At 56.2% G+C, this 18,095-nt stretch carries 14 protein-coding genes; all 14 read right to left on the reverse strand.

Annotation, left to right across the window (positions count from 1 at the left end; genetic code table 11):
• Positions 1 to 46: 46 nt before the first annotated feature.
• The gene (locus SPTER_RS17735) at positions 47 to 868 is read right to left on the reverse strand and encodes an FAD binding domain-containing protein (protein WP_144351604.1); all 822 of its coding nucleotides are present in this window, start codon (positions 866 to 868) and stop codon (positions 47 to 49) included.
• A complete protein-coding gene (locus tag SPTER_RS17740; protein WP_144351605.1) occupies positions 862 to 1,329 on the reverse strand; it encodes a (2Fe-2S)-binding protein in 468 nt (155 codons plus the stop codon). The genes SPTER_RS17735 and SPTER_RS17740 overlap by 7 nt, the downstream gene beginning before the upstream one ends.
• Complete coding sequence (locus SPTER_RS17745; protein ID WP_144351606.1) at positions 1,310 to 3,442, reverse strand: xanthine dehydrogenase family protein molybdopterin-binding subunit; 2,133 nt, start codon at positions 3,440 to 3,442, stop codon at positions 1,310 to 1,312. Before SPTER_RS17745 ends, SPTER_RS17740 begins: the two co-directional genes overlap by 20 nt.
• 43 nt (positions 3,443 to 3,485) lie before the next feature.
• Positions 3,486 to 3,725, reverse strand: a complete 240-nt coding sequence (locus SPTER_RS17750) for a hypothetical protein (protein WP_144351607.1) — start codon at positions 3,723 to 3,725, stop codon at positions 3,486 to 3,488.
• Positions 3,698 to 4,645: an NTP transferase domain-containing protein gene (locus SPTER_RS17755; protein WP_144351608.1), complete on the reverse strand. Its 948-nt coding sequence runs from the start codon at positions 4,643 to 4,645 to the stop codon at positions 3,698 to 3,700. The genes SPTER_RS17750 and SPTER_RS17755 overlap by 28 nt, the downstream gene beginning before the upstream one ends.
• Positions 4,646 to 4,777: 132 nt before the next feature.
• The gene (hydA, locus tag SPTER_RS17760; RefSeq protein ID WP_144351609.1) at positions 4,778 to 6,166 is read right to left on the reverse strand and encodes a dihydropyrimidinase; all 1,389 of its coding nucleotides are present in this window, start codon (positions 6,164 to 6,166) and stop codon (positions 4,778 to 4,780) included.
• A 93-nt stretch (positions 6,167 to 6,259) separates the two neighbouring features.
• Positions 6,260 to 7,567, reverse strand: coding sequence for a nucleobase:cation symporter-2 family protein (locus SPTER_RS17765; protein WP_144352965.1), 1,308 nt, complete (start codon positions 7,565 to 7,567; stop codon positions 6,260 to 6,262).
• Between the two features lie 621 nt (positions 7,568 to 8,188).
• Complete coding sequence (gene ssnA / locus SPTER_RS17770) at positions 8,189 to 9,517, reverse strand: putative aminohydrolase SsnA (RefSeq protein WP_144351610.1); 1,329 nt, start codon at positions 9,515 to 9,517, stop codon at positions 8,189 to 8,191.
• Positions 9,518 to 9,530: 13 nt separating this feature from the next.
• Positions 9,531 to 12,641, reverse strand: coding sequence for a putative selenate reductase subunit YgfK (gene ygfK, locus SPTER_RS17775; RefSeq protein ID WP_144351611.1), 3,111 nt, complete (start codon positions 12,639 to 12,641; stop codon positions 9,531 to 9,533).
• Positions 12,642 to 12,666: 25 nt separating this feature from the next.
• A complete protein-coding gene (locus tag SPTER_RS17780; RefSeq protein ID WP_144351612.1) occupies positions 12,667 to 13,044 on the reverse strand; it encodes a RidA family protein in 378 nt (125 codons plus the stop codon).
• A gap of 22 nt (positions 13,045 to 13,066) precedes the next feature.
• The gene (gene xdh / locus SPTER_RS17785; RefSeq protein ID WP_144351613.1) at positions 13,067 to 15,622 is read right to left on the reverse strand and encodes a selenium-dependent xanthine dehydrogenase; all 2,556 of its coding nucleotides are present in this window, start codon (positions 15,620 to 15,622) and stop codon (positions 13,067 to 13,069) included.
• 15 nt (positions 15,623 to 15,637) lie between these two features.
• Positions 15,638 to 15,805, reverse strand: a complete 168-nt coding sequence (locus SPTER_RS17790) for a hypothetical protein (RefSeq protein WP_246105341.1) — start codon at positions 15,803 to 15,805, stop codon at positions 15,638 to 15,640.
• Positions 15,806 to 16,064: 259 nt separating this feature from the next.
• On the reverse strand, positions 16,065 to 17,015 hold the full coding sequence (gene arcC / locus SPTER_RS17795) for a carbamate kinase (RefSeq protein WP_144351614.1): 951 nt from the start codon (positions 17,013 to 17,015) through the stop codon (positions 16,065 to 16,067).
• A 2-nt stretch (positions 17,016 to 17,017) separates the two neighbouring features.
• Positions 17,018 to 18,022, reverse strand: coding sequence for an ornithine carbamoyltransferase (locus tag SPTER_RS17800; RefSeq protein WP_144351615.1), 1,005 nt, complete (start codon positions 18,020 to 18,022; stop codon positions 17,018 to 17,020).
• Between the last annotated feature and the right edge of the window lie 73 nt (positions 18,023 to 18,095).

The following is an 18,095-nucleotide window of genomic DNA, read 5'->3' on the forward strand; positions in this document are numbered from 1 at the left end:
CGGCAGGGTGCGCCTCCTCCCGGCGGCCTGGGCCGCGCTGCTGCCGTCAGATGCCGTTGCTCGCCAGAAAGTCCCGCAGCAGATTCATACAGACCGCCTTTCTGTAGGCGGCCGAGATTCTGCCTTCGATGGGGACAATGGCCTGATCGTAGGCGGCAAGGTACGCGGCCTTAGCGGTCCTGGCCTCGGCCAGCGTTTTACCGATCAGCATGGCGTCAAGCTCCGGCCGTTTGATGATAACGTCACTGACGGCGCCGAAGGCCGTCATACAGCCGGCAATTTTATCCCCGGCCACATCCAGAACCGCCGCGAAGGATACCCGGGAAATGGCCAGCGCCTCTCTGGCGCCTACCTTTTTATAGTAATAGTTGCCAAGGCCGTCCTTTTTCATAAGCACTTCCGCCAACAGCTCATCCGCCGCCAGCGCCGTCTGCTTCCGGCCAAGATAGAACTCGGCAATGGGCAGCACCCGTTCGCCCCGGTGGCTGACAAGACGCAGTTTGGCGTCTGTGGCCACAAAAATTAAAGCACTGTCCGCCTTGGGCGAGCCGTTGCAAATATTGCCGCCAATGGTGCCAAGGTTGCGGATGGCCGGTGCGGCAATCTGGGATACGGCTGTTTTTAACAGGGGCGGAGCCAGTTCACTTTCCAGGATTTCCGTAAAGGTGCAGGCCGCTCCGAGACGGATATAGCCGGCATCCTCGGAAATCTTTTTCAATTCGGGAATTTTGCTGAGAAACAAATAGGTGGCGTTCTCATCGGCTTCAATCATCAGATCGGTCCCGCCGCCATAAGGCACGATGGTGGTGTCCCGGCCCAGAATGGCCAGTGCCGCCGGCAAAGATGCCGCCTGATACCCGTTTACCATAAGCCTTTTCCCTCCCTGGCGGCGATGCCGATGGCTTCGACGATGGCATGATAGCCGGTGCAGCGGCAAAGATTGCCGGCAATACCGGCCCTTATCTCCGCTTCGGCGGGCCGGGGATTGCGGGCCAGAATGCATTCGGACGCCAGCAGCATGCCGGGAATGCAAAAACCGCACTGGACCGCGCTGACTGCTGCATAGGCTTTATCCAGCGCGGCAAAACGCGCTGTGGCGCGATACCCTTCGATGGTCATCACCGTACTGCCGGCAACATGCCCCAGGGCTACCATACAGGAGTTAACCAGCCGGCCGTCAAGAATAACCGAACAGGCGCCGCATTCCCCTTCCCGGCAGCCGCATTTTACACCGGTGAGGGCAAACTCCTGCCGCAGTACGTCAAGCAACCGGACATTGGCTTTGGCAGTAGAGGAGACCTCCTGGCCGTTAAGAATGAATTGAATCATTATGCTCCACCTCCTGCAAGACTCTCATGGTATCTTCCGGGGTAAACGGTATTTTATTTATTTTGACCCCCAGGGCATTTTCCAAGGCGGCAATATAGGCCGGCGCAACCCCGACAACCGGCAGTTCGCCGGCTCCTTTCGCGCCGTAAGGGCCATAAGGGTACGGATTATTGATAAATTCGGTGACCAGGGGGGGAACATCCATGGCCGTAGGCACAATATAATCACTGTAGCTGTTATTCCGGATCAGGCCTTTAGCATTATACTCCATTTGCTCCATTGAGGCGTAGCCCATTCCCTGCAGCAGGCCGCCCTGCATCTGTCCGTGCAGAATATTCAGGTCAATGGGCACGCCGACATCATAAATACCCCAGGCGCCAATGATTTTATGGGTGCCAGTGAGCCTATCCACCTCCAGTTCAATGACATTAACAGACCAGGAATAGGTTGGGTAAGCATCGCCGGTAAACTTTTCCAGATCAAACGGAATGACAAAATCAGGCTGCACATAATGTTCCTCAATGACTTGTTCCTCGCCGGCACGCCAGCCGGCTTTAAGTTTCCCGGCCGCCCGCTGCAGCAGTCCCCCCACGATCATCAGCGACCGGCTGGCGACAGTCGGCCCGGAGTCGGGCACCCGGTCGGTATCCGGGTTGTCAATATATACCCGGTCAAACCCGATCCCCAGCGTATCGGCGACAATTTTGCAGAAGGTTGTTTTCAAGCCCTGGCCGATATCGGTATTACTGGCCAGCACCTCAACCGTATCGTCGGTGTTTTTCCGCAGCTGCACCACCGCCTTGATATAGTCCCGCTCGCCGCTGCCGGTAAAGCCGCAGCCGTGGAAGAACAGCGACAGGCCAATGCCCTTGCGGCAGCGTCCGGTTTGTGCTTGATACCGCCGGTGTTTTGCCCGGTAGCCGGTAAGCTCATCCAGCCGCGCAATCATCGCCGGCAGCGGTACCGGGAAATGATATCTGCCGCCGGTAGAGGTAGCGTCTCCCTGCCGCACCATATATTTTTCTTTCAGGGCCAGTGAATCCACTCCCAGTTCGCGGGCCACGTGCGCCATCATCATTTCGGCCGCAAAGAAGGTCTGCGGCGCGCCAAAGCCGCGGTAGGCGCCGGCCGGCACGGTATTGGTCCTGACGGCCCGGCCGGCAACGCGCAGGTTATCAATGCGGTATACCCCGCTGGCGCAAATCAGGCCCCGCTGCAGCACAACCGGCGACAGAGTGGTATAGGCGCCGCTGTTGTATAGCACCTCAATATCCATACCGGTAATTTCACCGTGTTTAATAGCGACCTTGTAGGTACAGAGGGACGGGTGGCGCTTGGAAGTAAACGCCATGTCCTCCCGCCGGCCGTAAATCACCTTAACCGGCTTGTTGGCTTTCCTGGCAGCCACCGCCACCTGGCAGGCCAGGATGGAGGGAAAGGCTTCCTTACCGCCAAACCCGCCGCCGGTGACATCCTGAACAACCCGGACGGCCTGGGCGCCGCAGCCCAGGGCTTTGGCAACCGCGCCGTGCACATAGTAAGGGCATTGCATCGACCCGCGGACCGTCATCCGTCCGTCCCGGGGATCGGCGATGATTCCCTGGGTTTCCAGATAAGCCTGTTCCTGGTAGCCGGTCTGAAAGGTCTCGGTTAACACCAGGTCGGCCTCGGCCAGCGCCTTGTCGATATCGCCCTGGGCATAATTGTAGTTGAAAAAAACCTCATCGGCTTGGCGCATATCCAGGACTGGCTCCTGTTCTTCATATACCACAACAATCGCCCGCAGAATCCGTTCCACTTCCGTGCCTACCGGACCGACCACCATCAAAATCGGCTCACCGGCATACTCCACCGTCGCCTCGGCAAACACCGGCGTATCATCCTGCACAATGTGAACACGGTTTATGCCGGGTACATCGTTCCTGTCCACAACCAAATACCCTGCAGGCAATGACGGCAGGCGAACAGCGGCGATGCGGGCTTTCGCCCTGGTGGAGTGCAATAGTTTGCCGCAGAGCATACCGTCTGGCACATGATCATCCACATACAGAGCGCGGCCGCTGATCTTGGCTGCATGATCTTTTTTCCTGGTTGATTCACTAATCTTCTCCATATCGCACCTCCCAGACCTGAAGTAACAAGAGTTGAGTTTTATGTTAAACAGAACAACTTCCTGTTTCATAATATTTCAACAACTTTGTGTTAAAACCATTATAAAATGAAGACTGATTTTTCGGCAAATTCTTTGTCAAAAGAACTTGCGCCAGCGCCAAACCATATTCGCCCTCTCCGGCCTGCAACCAGCTTGCCGGGAGAAACACGGGGACAGGGACATTGTTTTCGGGCAAATTGCCGGCAAAGGACTGGCCTATAGAAACGTGCGGTTTATAAACCATCTGTCAAACTCATTTTTCGCATACTGCCGCACGTTTTCTTCAAACTGCTGGAACTTCGCCAGAAATTGAGCGCCTTCTGCGGTCAAGTACGTCTTCCCGCCGTTACTGCCGCCATGTTTTCTTGCCACCACGGCATAGCCTAACGCCTGTTCCAGCTGGTTGATCATATTCCAGGCCTTACTATAAGACAGGGCAATATGCCGGCAGGCGCTGCGGACCGAGTGGGTATCCTGAATCAAGATTAAAAGCAGCTTGGTGCGTGAGTTAAAAAACAGGGATTCATTCTCAATGCTTATGCGCAAAAACGGATGAAGAATCTGTTGGCTGTGTTTCTTTAGCAGTGCATCCCAGCGGCCAATATCATCCATATTGCGGCAAATTCCTTCATCGTCTGTATCCAGCCGGCAGCTTTCAATGCCAAGATTTTGTATGGCTCCCCGCATTCCCCGGTCGCCGTCATAGGCCAAAAGTCGCGGAATCAGTTCGTTGGCAAGCAGAAGAGGATGGCCGGGTTTTCCCTGATAAGACGGTAAAACTACTTTTGCCCGGCATGCCAGCATTCGCTGCAGGGTTGCCGGCGTAAACAGCGCAGCCGTAACCGGGCTGAACAGGACCTGCTCGCATTTGTCGCGGAGAAACGTCAGACCAATTTTGGCCGAATCGAACATTTGGGAAGTTTCATAGTGTTCGTTGCGTAAAAAGATAACCCCGTAATCAGCTAAATCATGTTCGATTTCTTCCGCTTTGTAGCCGGTAATGATTACAATCGGTGAAATGCCGGCTTGCTGAAAGGTTAATACAATCCTTTTTACTACGGTGATCGAGCCAATTTTTAATAGTGGACTCAGAACCCTGGGGTCTGTTTTTTTGCCGGCAGCAACAATGATACCGCCGGTTATTTTGTTTTCCTTTGCTTGCATATCTCTACCTCTTACGCCGCCAGTGTCATGGCCATGTTATATTTTAGTTTTAGGGCGAGACAAAATGGAAAAGGGCAAGGAAGCACCGACGGCGCACAGGAGTTCTGTTCATTAGCATGGCAAGCGGCAGGCTTATAGTCCGCCCGGAACAAATCGTTTACGGAAGAGGTAGCGGCCCTCGGGCTTCGCTGCCGCCACCCCGTCTTTCACTACCTGCCGGCCACGCAGGAAAACATGAATGGCCTGGCCTTGCTGCACCATGCCCTCATAGGGACTGTAATCCACGTTGTGCGCGTGCGCAGCCGCCCCAATGATCAAGCGGCGCTTTTCGTCCCAGATCACTAAATCTGCATGGGAACCCGGAGCAATGGTGCCTTTGTGGGGATAAAGCCCAAAGAGCCTGGCCGGCTTGGTCGCCACTTTGTCAACAAACTGGGTGAGGCTCAGCTTGCCCTCTTTGACACCATAGGTGTACAAAAGCCCCAGCCGGTGCTCCACACCGGGAATGCCATTGGGAATCTTGCTGAAGTCTTCCCGGCCCCGGTCTTTCTGCCCGCGGAAATTAAACGAGCAGTGATCGGTGGCGACAGTATCCAGAATACCTGTTCTCAGTCCGTTCCATAAACCGGCTTGGTTTTCCCTGGCTCTAAGCGGCGGCGACATGACGAATTTTGCACAGGCAAAAGTAGGGTCCTGATAGACGCTGTCATCCAGCACCAAATACTGGGGGCAGGTTTCGGCAAACACCCTGACACCCCGGGCTTTGGCCTCTGCTACCGTCGCCAGGGCCTCCCGGCAGCTCAGGTGGACAACATATACCGGCGCGTCTGCCATTTCGGCCAGCACCATCAAGCGGTTAACGGCTTCCTGCTCCACCCGTGGCGGCCGGGATAAAGGATGAAAAGAAGGCGCAGTTTTGCCCTGCCGGCGCAACTGCCTGGTCAGATTATCGACAATATCGCCATTCTCACAGTGCACACAGGTGAGAATCCCGCAGTCGCGGCTCTGTTCCAGCACCTGAAACAAGACACTGTCGTCAACCTGCAGGCTATGCTTATAAGCCATATAGAGCTTGACGGAAGCTACGCCGGCCTCCCGGCTGAGCCACGGCAGTTCCCGGGAAACCTGTTCATTCCAGTCGGTAATCGCCATGTGAAACCCGTAGTCGGTGTAGCAGTTGCCGCCGGCCCGCCGCTGCCAGTTGGCCAGACCCTGCTGCAGGGTCTCCCCTTTACCTTGCGTGGCATAGTCAATAACGGTGGTAGTACCACCCAGGACAGCGGCCCGGGTGCCGCTGGTAAAGTCATCGGCCGTAGACAGTCTGCCAACAGGCAGGTCAAAATGAGTATGGGCATCAATGCCGCCCGGGAATATATAATATCCCTCTGCCGCCAGTACGGTATCGCCGGTCTGCGCCAGCTGACTGCCAACAGCGGCGACAAGCTCCCCCTCAATGCGGATATCGGCCTGGTAACAGTCAGTGCCGGTAACAATCGTGCCACCGCGTAAAATAATCCCCACAAAAATCGCTCCTTGCTGTATAACCAGCGTTAAGCCGGTGCCGCCCAGGGCACCAGGCGACGCCAATCCAGTCAGGCTGTTCCTTGTTTTCTTCTAGCTGTCGCCCGAAACTCCTTTCCCGGCGGCAACATCATTTGTTGCCATGCTGCCGTTCAGGATGAGGTTGAGGAGAATAGCGGCCAGGCTGCCGGCGGTAATCCCGCTGTGCAAAATTACCTGCAGCCAGTTGGGGAAGCCGTGATAGAATTGTGGGACTGCCAGAGTAATCATCCCGATGCCGATACTGATGCCCACCACCATAATATTGTGCGTGCCGTCGAAGCTGACCTTGGACAAAGTCTTGATACCGCTGGCCGCCACCATGCCAAACATAACGATGCCGGCTCCGCCCAGCACCGGATGCGGTATGGCCGCGATTACTGCCGCCAGCTTGGGTACGAGGCCCAGCACAATTAAGATGGCGCCGGCCGCCGCCACGACAAACCGGCTTTTTACGCGGGTCAGGCCGACCAGGCCCACGTTTTGCGCGAAAGCGGTATAGGGGAAACTGTTTAGAATCCCGCCCAGCGTGGTCGAGAAGCCGTCGGCCCGCAGGCATCTGGCCAAGTCTTCCTGCCGAATGGGTTTTTCAATAATTTCACCAATGGCGATACAGTCGCCGGTAGTCTCGGTCATGACTACCAGCATAACCAGCACCATGGCCGCAATGGAGGCGGCATCAAAAGTGGGCAGTCCAAACCAGAAGGGAGTGGTAATGCCAAGCCAGCTGGCCGTGCCCACCGGGCTGAAGTTGACCATTCCCAGGGGAATGGCGATAACCGTGCCGCAGATCAGGCCTAAAAGCACGGCAATGTTACTTAAGAAACCGGTAAAGTACTTATAGAAAAACAGGACAAGGAGCATGACCACAAAGGCCAGGACAATATTCTCCGGACTGGCAAAATTGGGAGCTGCCGGATTGCCGCCGGCCGCCCACATGACGGCAACAGGCATCAGGGTAACCCCTATTATCGTAATAATGGTACCGGTGACGACCGGCGGGAAAAAACGGATCAGTTTGCTAAAATAAGGGGCCACCAGGTAGGTAATAATCCCGGCGACGATGATGGCCCCGTAGATTGCGGTCATGCCATGGGTCTTGCCGATGATGATCATAGGGGTTACGGCCGCAAAGGTAACGCCCTGAATTATGGGAATCCGGATACCCATATTGCCAAAGCCCAGGGTCTGAATCAGGGTGGCAATCCCGCAGGTAAACAAATCGGCATTAATGAGGAAAATCAGCTGCTCTTGGGTCAGGCCAATGGCATTGGCAATAATGAGCGGGACGGCAACCGCACCGGCATACATGGCCAGTACATGCTGCAGACCGTAAATAAACAGTGGCCCTGCTGGTAGCATTTCATCAACCGGATGACGCGTATTCTCTGTCACTTTAACATCCCCTCGCGTTAGTTTTCAAGTGGTTGTTCCCGTTTGTGCGCGTGGACAGGCCTAAGCTGCGGACGGCATTTCTCAGCTCCTTTCAGAAAAATATCCATCGCTATACTTAATCAGTATCGTGCAAAAATCATGCCAAAAAAGCATTTAAGTAACCGGAAACAGTTTGCTGCCGAACGGCAATCCGCCGCCCGGCATAGGCCATATAGAGCCTGGACGGTTAAATAACAATATTTCTTTTAGCATAACATTCTAAATAATTAATTTAAATTAACTGAAACAGCCGTATAATGCCTTATCAAATTGATAAATTGTATCAATTTGATAAGGCATTATGCTTACCATCCTATTTAATTCCATTTCATAAAGCCAGCGATCTTACTGCTCTTACATTCTTCACGGTCAATTTATATTTCTATCAAAATGATAATTTTCCAGCACTCTATCTTCGGCGTCCAGCGTGACATGGCGGCGGCATTTTTTATGAGGCCCAGGAGGCAATAGGGGCAGTGAACCGGACATACCCGGCCCACTGCCCCATTTTTCCTAACCCTTTAAAATCGCTGCAGCCGCCGTATTGCCTCACGGCAGCTTATCCATATTATCCCACAGGCGCTGCGCAGCCTTGCGGGCCTGTTCGTAAACCGGTCTGACAGCAAACGGAAATTGTCTGTTTTCCAGCACGATTTTGCCGTTGATGATAACGTCGGTCACATCCCGGGAGTCCAGGCCAAACGCAATATGACCGCCGATGTTGCCGGGTACCAGCGGCGTGGGCGCCTGGTAATCCAATACCGCCAAATCGGCTTTACAGCCAGGAGCCACGCGACCGAAATCGGCGGCAAAGTAACGCTTCAGTATTTCGTTGCCGTTATACAGGAACTTGAGATAGCTGTCAGGCCACAGGGGACCGCCGGCGTCTTTATGCTTAAAGTAGGCAAACCTCATTTCTTCCCACATGTTGCTGCCCATGCCGTCCGTCCCCAGCACAAGGTTGTTGTACAGGGGCAGCTTCGGGCTGTAGCCAACGGCATTATTCATATTGGAGCGGGCGTTATGGGCCAGAAAGGCGTCGGCGTCATTAATGATCGCAATGTCCCGATCGGACAGGTATATACCGTGCACCAACAGCGCCTTGTCATTGATCAGGCCAAATTCCTGCAGGCGGACGATTACGTCTTGGCCGTACAGATGATGGCTGTGCGACACGTCATAGCGGTCCTCGGCCACATGCACATGAATGCCCCGCCCTGTCGCCTGCACGGCGTCCCGCATCAGTTCCAGGGCGGCGTCAGGCATAGTAACCGGGGCGTGACCGCCAATCATGGCCTCTACCAGGTGATTGCCGCCGGCGGCCGCTTTGTCGGCTTCACACAGTTCGGCAAAATCAACGTTCTCCTGTACGCCGGCCTCGACTTCCCGCCGTCCCGCATTGCGGTCGGTGGTTTCATAGCAGGCAATGCCGCGCAGACCGGTTTCCTCAAACGCCTGTTTCAGGGTCTTGAGCGAACCCTTAATAAAGGCCGGCGAGGCATGGTGGTCAATAACCGCCGTAGTGCCGCAGCGGATGGCTTCCAGGGAACACACCAGACCGCTGTAATAAAGGATTTCTTCGTCAATGGCCAGATCCAGCCGCCACCACAAATTTTTCAGCACCGATATAAAGTCGGGACTGGGAGCAATACGGGCGGTAATGCCTCTGGCCAAGCCGGAATAAAAGTGATTGTGGCTGCAGACAATGCCTGGCATCACAATTTTGCCCCTCAGGTCAAGCACGCGGTCGGCCTCAATACCGGCGGCGGCGCCCGCACCGGCAGCAATGATTTTGCTGCCGTCGACGACAATATCCACGCCGGGCCGGATCGAAGCCGGGTAAAATTCTACAACGGTGGCGTTTTTCAGTACCAGCATAATGGTCCCTCCCCTATTCCGCTACCGGGCCAAATAAGGCCGGCCGCTTAGTGTACAGGTAATTAAATATCGCTGCCAGCTGGTCGAAGGCCGGATCGCCGTTTGCGCCCAGCTGTCCGTTTTGCAAGGTATGGGCAGTTACCATACCCCCGGCTCGCAGCATTACGGCCTTACCCGCCGCCAGGAAGCCGTTGTTTTGACTATGGTCGAAGTCGTCGCGGCGGCTGAATATGGTAAGCTTATCGGTGAAGGGGCGGCCTGCCCACGGGCAAAAGCCTGCACAGTTGCCGCATTCGTTGCAGAACGCGTCAAGGTGAATGATCTGATTATAATTGGCGACGCCATGCTTCACCTGAATTGGCAGATTGGCGCGGTTCGGGCAGACTTCCACGCATTTATTGCAGACATAGCTGCACTCCAGACAGCGGCTGTATTCTCTGTCGCCGGTTGCCACGTCAACTTGGCCCGGGCCTTCGGCCGTCAGGCTAGCTGCGCCTCGCAGGCCGCATTTTTTGGCCGTAATTGCCTGCGCCTGCTCACACTGGGCCCGGGCGGGTGTCTCGGCGGTGCGCAAAAAGCCGGGCAATTCCCGTTCACAAATAGCGTCTGCGGCGCTCCGGCCGTCGGCTATGCACTTGACAATAGAGGAAGCGCCCTGCCGGGCATCGCCGGCTACATACACATTGTCGATATTGGTGACTTGCCGGCCCGCTGTGGTAATGCCCAGTTTAGCCAGCAAAGCCGCATTGATATCCTCGCCGGTCGCGACGATGATGGTATCGGCGGCAAAGGTTTTGTACTCGCCGGTAGGCTCGCTGCGCCGGCGGCCGCCGGCGTCAGGCCGGCCCGGCCGCATAACCTGGCAGACAAGCCGGCCTGCAGCGTCAATTCTCTCCGGCTTGACCAGGAAATGAAAAGCCACGTGATCAGCCAGGGCCAGTTCGTATTCGGCGCGATCGGCCGGCATTTCTTTCAGCGAGCGGCGGTAGACGATGGAACTTGCTTCGACACCCGGCACCCGGAGCGCAGTGCGGCTGGCGTCCATAGCGGTGTTGCCGGCCCCGATGGTAATAACCTGCTTGCCTAATTGGAGGGCTGACGCAGCTTTATTGAATTGGGCCAGGAACTGCAGGGCCGGAATGATTTGCGGTTTTCTATCGCCGGCGGCGGTAAGGGTAAAGGGTTTCTCCGCGCCGGCGCCGACCGCGACGACGACATACTTGTACCCTTGTTGCTTGAGCTCGGCCGGTGTGAGCCCGGGGCGGGAATTAAAGACAAACTCGACGCCATGGTCCCGGATAAATTGAATGTCATTGTCAATGGTCTCCCGGCTGATCCGGAAATGCGGAATAACGTGCTTCACGGTGCCGCCGGCGCTCGCACGTGTTTCGTACACGGTCGCGCCGATGCCCTGGCGGGCCAAAAAGAAAGCTGCGGCCAGACCGGCCGGGCCGGCCCCCATTACGGCCACTTTTAAGCCGGCCCGGCGTTTAGGCACTACATATTGCCGGCGGTATTCCTCCCAGCCCTGTTCCACCGCCAGACGCTTGACCTCACGGATTTGTACACAGCCTTCATAATCCAGCCGGGTACAATTATGCTGGCAGGCATGATCGCAGATTGCGCCGGTAATCCCCGGCAGGGCATTTTTTTCATAAATAAGCGCCAGCGCCTCGGCATAGCGCTTGTGCCCGACAAGCCGGATGTACTCGGGAATATCCTGGCTGATGGGACAGGCCGTCTTACAGGGCGCAGCCGCACAGTCCAGGAGCGGCAGCGGACCTTGGACCGCGGCTTTACGGAAACCCCGGAAATGTTTTTGCGAATAGTCGGCAGTCAGGGCTTTTTCAGCCAACGCTTGCAGCCCGGCAACGTCAATTTTGGTACTTTCCCAGCCCGGCGCCGTCTCCAGTCGCGCGGCAATGGCCGCCAGGCGGGCATAGCCGCCGGGCTTTAAGAGATCGGTAGCCAGCGTTACCGGTTTAATGCCTGTGGCAAATACGTCGGTTACATTGTGCTCGCTAATCCCGCCGGAGAAGGAAATCGGCATTTCCCCCTGAAACGCGGCGGACAGTTTGGCCGCCAGGGTAATGGACAGCGGGAACAGGGCCCGGCCGGACATGTACATTTCGCCGCCTGGCAGTTTGCCTTTAAAATTGACCGAACCCAGCGTATTCGTCAGCTTAACGCCCAAGAAACGCCCGTGGGCGGCAGCCAGTTGCCTGAGCCTTGTCAGCATGGGAACGGCGTCAGTATATTGCAGGTCATGCTGAAAGGATTCTGCCGCCAGTTCGACATAGTCAAAGCCGGTCCTGTCAAGTATGGCGCGCACCCCCTGGTAAGTCAGCAGGGTAGGATTCAGTTTCACGTACATGTCAAGCTTTTTCTCGGTCAGCAAATAGCCGCAGATTCGCTCGATTTCGGCCGGCGGACAGCCGTGCATGGTCGACAGGGTAATCGACTGGCAGACCTGGCCGGAAATGCGTCCCGTTATCCCGGCCAGCCGCGGCAGCCGCTCTTCCAGGCCCGTGCCCCGGAGGAAACCGCCGTCCTCAATCAGTGCCGCCAATTCGGCCAGGCATTGTTTAAAATACGGGTGCTGCGCAGCGTCCCGCAGATTATTTAAGTAGGCATCCATGCGCGGCGACTGAATGCCGGCCAGGTTATAACCGGCGCTCATATTAAAGATAAAGGAACGCCGGCCGCTTTGGCTAAGGCCGAAAACCTCCTCGACCAGGTGCAGCAGCACCCAGGCTTTGATGTACTCCTCATACGCCTTTTCCACCGTGAACTCGCTGGACCACTCGGTGTTGAAGCCTTCGTCGTCGGCGTCGATGCAGGGTTTGGCGACAGGCGGCTCATGTTCCTGCACCGTTTTCAGCTCGATAAAACGGGCACCGGCCAGGTACGCCACTACAATATTCTGGGCTAACTGGGTATGGGGCCCGGCAGCGGGGCCTACGGCCGTCTCAATGGTTTCGCCAAACAGGGCAAAGGTCTGCCGGTTCTTCTTCTGGAAAAAATGGCAGGAAGGATAGCCAAAAACAGAGCGATCGGCTGCATATTCTTCAAAAATCCGCGCAATAAGCTGGGGCAGGGGAACCGGTCTCATTAAGTCTCCCATTTGTCATTCCTCCCGGTTATGTTCGTTATTTGCAGAGGGCAACGGCTTCTATTTCCACCAGTGCATCCTTAGGCAGGCGGGCTACCTCCACGCAGGCCCGGGCCGGGAATTCCCCGGTAAAATATTGGGCATACACCGCGTTGACGGCGGCAAAATCGTCCATATTTTTCAGAAAAACCGTTGTTTTTACAACCGCTTTGCCGCTAAGTCCTTCTCTAGCCAGAATGGCCATTACATTTTCCAGCGATTGTCCGGCCTGGTCGGCCACAGCGGCCGGCATGACGCCGTCCGCGGGATTTACCGGCAATTGCCCGGATATGAATAACAGGCCGTTGGCCTTAATAGCCTGGGAGTACGGGCCGATAGCGGCCGGGGCTTTATCTGTGGCAACAATGGTTTTCATGTAACTACCTCCAAAAAATATATCATTTTTTCCGGCTGTAGGGCGTCTCCTGCAGCGGTAAATCGGTGCGGACTTTGCCGTCCAGCCTAAGGTACGCGGCGGCTACGGCCGGGGCGGTGGGAACCGAGGTGATTTCGCCCACGCCTTTGGCCCCATAGGCCAGTTCGGCTTGGTTCTTTTCGACGATGATACTTTGTATTGCCGGGATATTGCCGGCCCGGAAGAGGCCTAACGTGCCGAATTTAACCTGGGGAATGCCGGCCTGAAGCGGAAAGTCCTCGGTCAGCGCATAGCCTAAGCCCATAACCACGCCGCCTTCAATCTGCCCTTCCACCCCCAGCGGGTTAATGGCTTTGCCGACATCATGGGCGGCAACCACTTGAACCAGCCTGCCGGCTTCATCGACAATGACAACCTGGCTGGCATAGCCATAGGCGACATGGCTGACCGGGTTGGGTTTGTCAGAGCCCATGGGGTCGGTTATCCCCGAGTATTCGCCGTAAAATTCGCGGCCTTCCAGTTCAGCCAGGGAGGCTGCCGCCAGGGCCGCCTTAAGCTTCAGGCCCGCCTGGCGGGTGGCCTCGCCGGTAAATACCGTCTGCCGGGAGGCGGTGGTGGTGCCGGAGTCGGGGGTGAGGCTGGTATCCGGGGCAACGGCCGCTATCCGGGAAGCATCCAGGCCTGTTGTTTCCGCTACAATCTGGGTCATAACGGTGACCAAACCCTGGCCGATACAGGCCGCCCCGGTAAGAATGACGACCTGACCATTAGCGATTTTCAGCTTTACCCGGCCAATGTCCGGCAGTCCGACACCGATACCGGCATTTTTCATGGCACAGGCCAGACCGGCGTGAGGACTGGAGTCAAAAGCCGCTTTAACAGCCAGCAGCGTTTCTTTCAGCGCGGTGCCCTGATCAGTGATTTGGCCGTTAGGCAAGACCTGGCCGGGTTCGATGGCATTGCGCCAGCGTATTTCCCACTGGGACAGGCCTGCCTGTTCGGCCAGCAGATTGATATTGGTCTCCATGGCGAAACAGGACTGGGTAACGCCAAACCCCCGGTAGGCGCCGGCGGGCGGATTATTGGTGTAGACACCCAGGCCGGTAATATCCACATTGGCGATCCGGTACGGCCCGGCGGCATGGGTGCAGGCCCGCTGCAACACCGGCCCGCCCAGTGAGGCATAGGCGCCGGTGTCGGCCAGAATCTCGGCTTTCATGGCCGTAATGACGCCATTTTCGTCACAGGCCGTAACAAACTCCATTTCCATGGCATGGCGCTTGGGATGGACCAAAAGGCTCTCCTGCCGGCTCAGCGTATGTTTCACCGGCTGTTTGGCATGCCAGGCCAACAGCGCGGCATGATGCTGCACGGATAAATCTTCTTTGCCGCCAAAACCGCCGCCCACCATTTTGCTGACAATGCGTACGTCGGTTTCCGCCACTCCCAGCAGGGAAACAATGCCATGATGATCATCGTAGACGTTCTGCCCGGCCGTATACACCGTCAGGGTGCCGTCCGGCTGGGGAACGGCCAGGGCGCTTTCCGGCTCAAGAAAGGCATGCTCGGTAAACGGCGTGGTGTAACGCTGGCGGACAACATACCTGGCAGCGGCAATGGCGGCGTCGGCGTCGCCGCGTTTCAGCACGGTTTTGGCCAGCAGGTTCCCTTGAGGGTGAAGCGGCGGCGCATCGTTAGCCAGCGCCTGCCGGGGCGAAACAAGCGGCGGCAGTTCTTCGTACTCCACATGGATTAGTTTGACGGCCGCCTGGGCGATTTCTTTGCTGGCGGCAGCCACAGCCGCCAGGGCGTCGCCGATATAGCGGCTTTCCTCCCCCTCCGCGATAAAGGCCGGCCAGTCGGGAATAATGTGTCCCTGCCGGCGCCGCCCGGGAATATCCCTGGCGGTGACGACGGCTGCGACGCCGGCAAGCTTCAGGGCGGGGGCAATATCAATGCGTTTGATCAGCGCCCGCGGGCTCGGAGCCCGTAAAATGGCGGCGTGCAGCATGCCGGCCACATACATGTCGTCCACGTATTCAGCCAATCCCAGTACTTTGTCGCGGGCGTCAATGCGCGGCATTCTGTCACCCACTTTATAGTCACTCTCCGCCGGCGGCGTAAAGCCTGCCCGCAGGGCTTTGGCAGCCAGCAGCACGGCCTGCTCAATTTTGACATAGCCGGTACAGCGGCACACATTGCCGTGCAGCGCTTTTTTCACCTCGGCGGCGGTAGGGCAGGCGTTTTTACCTAACAGCGCCTTGGCGCTGATTACCATGCCGGGGATGCAGAAACCGCACTGTACGGCCCCGGCGGCGGCAAAAGCCCAGCTGTAAATATCTTTTTCCCGTGCGGACAAGCCTTCGACTGTAAGCAATGTTTTGCCGGCGATTTTGGCCGTTGTCAGCACACAAGCCCGCACGGCCTTTCCCTCCAGCAGCACCATACACGCCCCGCAGGCGCCTTCGGCGCAGCCGTTTTTTACTGAGGTAAGCCGGGCAAAATCCCGCAGGTACGCCAGCAGGTTTATATCCGTGTCACAAACGGCCGGCTGATCGTTGAGCATAAAGCTGTACATACGTAATCCTCCTGTTCAGGACAGGTTTTGCTGGAAAAAAAAGCGGATAAGCTTACTGAAGTAAGGGCTTAAGAAATAGCCGATAATGCCGGCGGCGATCGTGCCGCCAAAAATTCCCGGCAGTCCGTGTGCTTTTCCTATCAGGACCATAGGCGCTACGGCGGCAAAGGATACGCCCTGCATACAGGGCTCCGAATCCCCATATTCCAGAGGCCCTAGGCCTGGAAAGAGTGTGTTGCACCGCTTTTGCCAATATTCGCAATTTTAGTTGTGTGATCCTTACTTGTGAAATGTTTGCACTGCCTATACATCGTAAAGCGGCTGACGGCTTGTTGGTCACGCGTCTTAACCGCGGATTTTCTGATTCAGTCAGTTTCTTTGCCCAACCATAGAAGATAGTATTGCAGAGATACTCCGGCCCGGGAGTATCTCTGCCTCGCCTTTACAAAATTACATGAGTTCCCGCTTTCCCGGCCACTGCCGCTTCCAGCGACTCCGGATTGGTAATAATGGCTTTCCTGCCGCCATTCTCCAAAAAGCGGATGACGGCCTGAATCTTGGGCAGCATGCTGCCGGGTGCGAAATGGTTTTCCCTGACATATTCCTTCAATTCCGCCAGCGTGACTCTATCCAGGGCTTTCTCATCCGGCTGGCCGTAGCTTAAATACACTTTCGGCACCCCGGTGGAAATGATGAGTTCATCGGCCTTAACCGCAGCGGCCAGCAGACCGGCGGCAAAATCTTTGTCAATAACGGCGTCGACACCGGCGAAGGTGCCGTCTTCCCGGCGGATGACGGGAATACCGCCGCCGCCGACGGCGATCATACAGTAGCCGCCCAGCGCCAGTTTATGAATGACCTCTTTTTCGACAATCTCAAGCGGCAGCGGCGAGGCCACTACCCGGCGGTATCCCCGGCCGGCGTCGCTTACCATGATCCAGTCCGGATGCTCCTGCTGGATTTTTTCCGCCTGCTCCCGGGTATAGAAGGAGCCGATGGGCTTGGTCGGTTTTTTAAAAGCCGGGTCATTACCGTCCACCACTACCTGCGTAACCAGGGTAATGGCGGATTTGTCCAGGCCCCGTTTCTTAAACTCGTTATCCATAGCCTGCTGGATCTGGTAGCCGATGGCGCCCTGCGTATCGGCGCCGCAGGCCACCAGCGGCACGAAATGCATGCCGGCCACTTCGTTGGCAATTTCCGACCGCCGGAGAATAAAGCCGACCTGCGGTCCGTTGCCATGGGTAATGATGACCTCATACCCCTGCTCAATCATGCCGGCAATATGCCTGGCCGTCTCGCAGACGGCAGCGTACTGGTCTTCCACTGTCTGGCGCGTGTTATCCCGGATTAAGGAATTGCCCCCAATAGCGATAACAGCTAATTTAGCCATGCTTATCGGCCGCCCATTAACAGGGTCATTACCGCTTTGGCAGTATGCAGGCGGTTTTCCGCTTCGTCGTACACGATGGAGTGCGGCCCGTCGATGACCGAATCTTCCACTTCGTTGTTGCGGTCGGCCGGCAGGGCATGCATGTACATCACGTTTTTGTCGGCGGTAACCATTTTGGCCTCGGTGCATTTCCAGAATCTTTGGGCTTTGAGCTTGTCGTCCACTACCGCCACGGCGCCGGCGGCGGCCACACCGGTCTGGTCGTTCACCCAGTTGCCCCAGTTTTTCGGGATTACGATATGAGCGCCTGCATAGGCTTCGGCCTCATTGTCGGTAACAGTGACCGAACCGCCGTATTTTTCGGCATTGGCCTTAGCCTGGGCAATTACCCAGTCAGGCAGTTCCCAGCCCTGCGGGTGAGCCAGGACAACATCCATACCGTAGCGGGGGAACAGCAGCACCTGGGATACAGGCACGGAAATCGGCTTTTTGTGGCTTTCGGCATACGCCCAGATAATGGACACTTTGACCCGTTTTAAATCGCCGATTTTCTCCCTCATGGTCATGAGGTCGGCCAGGGCCTGGAACGGGTGATACAGATCGCATTGCAGGTTCATGATGGGTTTTGACGACCATTTAGCCATTTCGGTAAGGTATTTGTTGCCATAGCCCCAGTTGCAGTACCGGCAGGCAATGGCATGGCCGAAACGGGACAGAATAATGGCGGTGTCTTTGGCGCTTTCCCCGTGGGCGATCTGCATGCTGCTGGAATCTAAAAAGCCGGCGTGACCGCCTAGTTGGGCAAACCCGGCCTCCATGGAATTTCTGGTGCGGGTCGATTGCTCGAAAAACATTAAAAACATAGATTGATGCAGTAAATAGGGAGTCGGCACGCCCATGGCAAACTTTTTCTTCAGGTCCAAAGAGACCTCGAGCATGGTATCTACTTCTTCTTTAGTGAAATCTTCCAAGTTGATAAAATGTCTTCCTCTGAAAATGGATTGCATTTGTAGATTCCTCCCTGATTTTTTCATAATTATCTATTATGGTGGTATTACCATAGGGTAGCTTGGTTTAGCC

This window comes from Sporomusa termitida, assembly GCF_007641255.1.
In the GTDB taxonomy this organism is placed as follows: Bacteria; Bacillota; Negativicutes; order Sporomusales; family Sporomusaceae; genus Sporomusa; species Sporomusa termitida.

What these genes read in the sequence shown, in the direction of transcription:
- SPTER_RS17735 (WP_144351604.1), bottom strand. Translation starts at nt 868, where the DNA reads ATGGTAAACGGGTATCAGGCGGCATCTTTGCCGGCGGCACTGGCCATT.
- SPTER_RS17740 (WP_144351605.1), bottom strand. Translation starts at nt 1,329, where the DNA reads ATGATTCAATTCATTCTTAACGGCCAGGAGGTCTCCTCTACTGCCAAA.
- SPTER_RS17745 (WP_144351606.1), bottom strand. Translation starts at nt 3,442, where the DNA reads ATGGAGAAGATTAGTGAATCAACCAGGAAAAAAGATCATGCAGCCAAG.
- SPTER_RS17750 (WP_144351607.1), bottom strand. Translation starts at nt 3,725, where the DNA reads ATGGTTTATAAACCGCACGTTTCTATAGGCCAGTCCTTTGCCGGCAAT.
- SPTER_RS17755 (WP_144351608.1), bottom strand. Translation starts at nt 4,645, where the DNA reads ATGCAAGCAAAGGAAAACAAAATAACCGGCGGTATCATTGTTGCTGCC.
- SPTER_RS17765 (WP_144352965.1), bottom strand. Translation starts at nt 7,567, where the DNA reads ATGCTACCAGCAGGGCCACTGTTTATTTACGGTCTGCAGCATGTACTG.
- ssnA (WP_144351610.1), bottom strand. Translation starts at nt 9,517, where the DNA reads ATGCTGGTACTGAAAAACGCCACCGTTGTAGAATTTTACCCGGCTTCG.
- ygfK (WP_144351611.1), bottom strand. Translation starts at nt 12,641, where the DNA reads ATGGGAGACTTAATGAGACCGGTTCCCCTGCCCCAGCTTATTGCGCGG.
- SPTER_RS17780 (WP_144351612.1), bottom strand. Translation starts at nt 13,044, where the DNA reads ATGAAAACCATTGTTGCCACAGATAAAGCCCCGGCCGCTATCGGCCCG.
- xdh (WP_144351613.1), bottom strand. Translation starts at nt 15,622, where the DNA reads ATGTACAGCTTTATGCTCAACGATCAGCCGGCCGTTTGTGACACGGAT.
- SPTER_RS17790 (WP_246105341.1), bottom strand. Translation starts at nt 15,805, where the DNA reads ATGCAGGGCGTATCCTTTGCCGCCGTAGCGCCTATGGTCCTGATAGGA.
- arcC (WP_144351614.1), bottom strand. Translation starts at nt 17,015, where the DNA reads ATGGCTAAATTAGCTGTTATCGCTATTGGGGGCAATTCCTTAATCCGG.
- SPTER_RS17800 (WP_144351615.1), bottom strand. Translation starts at nt 18,022, where the DNA reads ATGCAATCCATTTTCAGAGGAAGACATTTTATCAACTTGGAAGATTTC.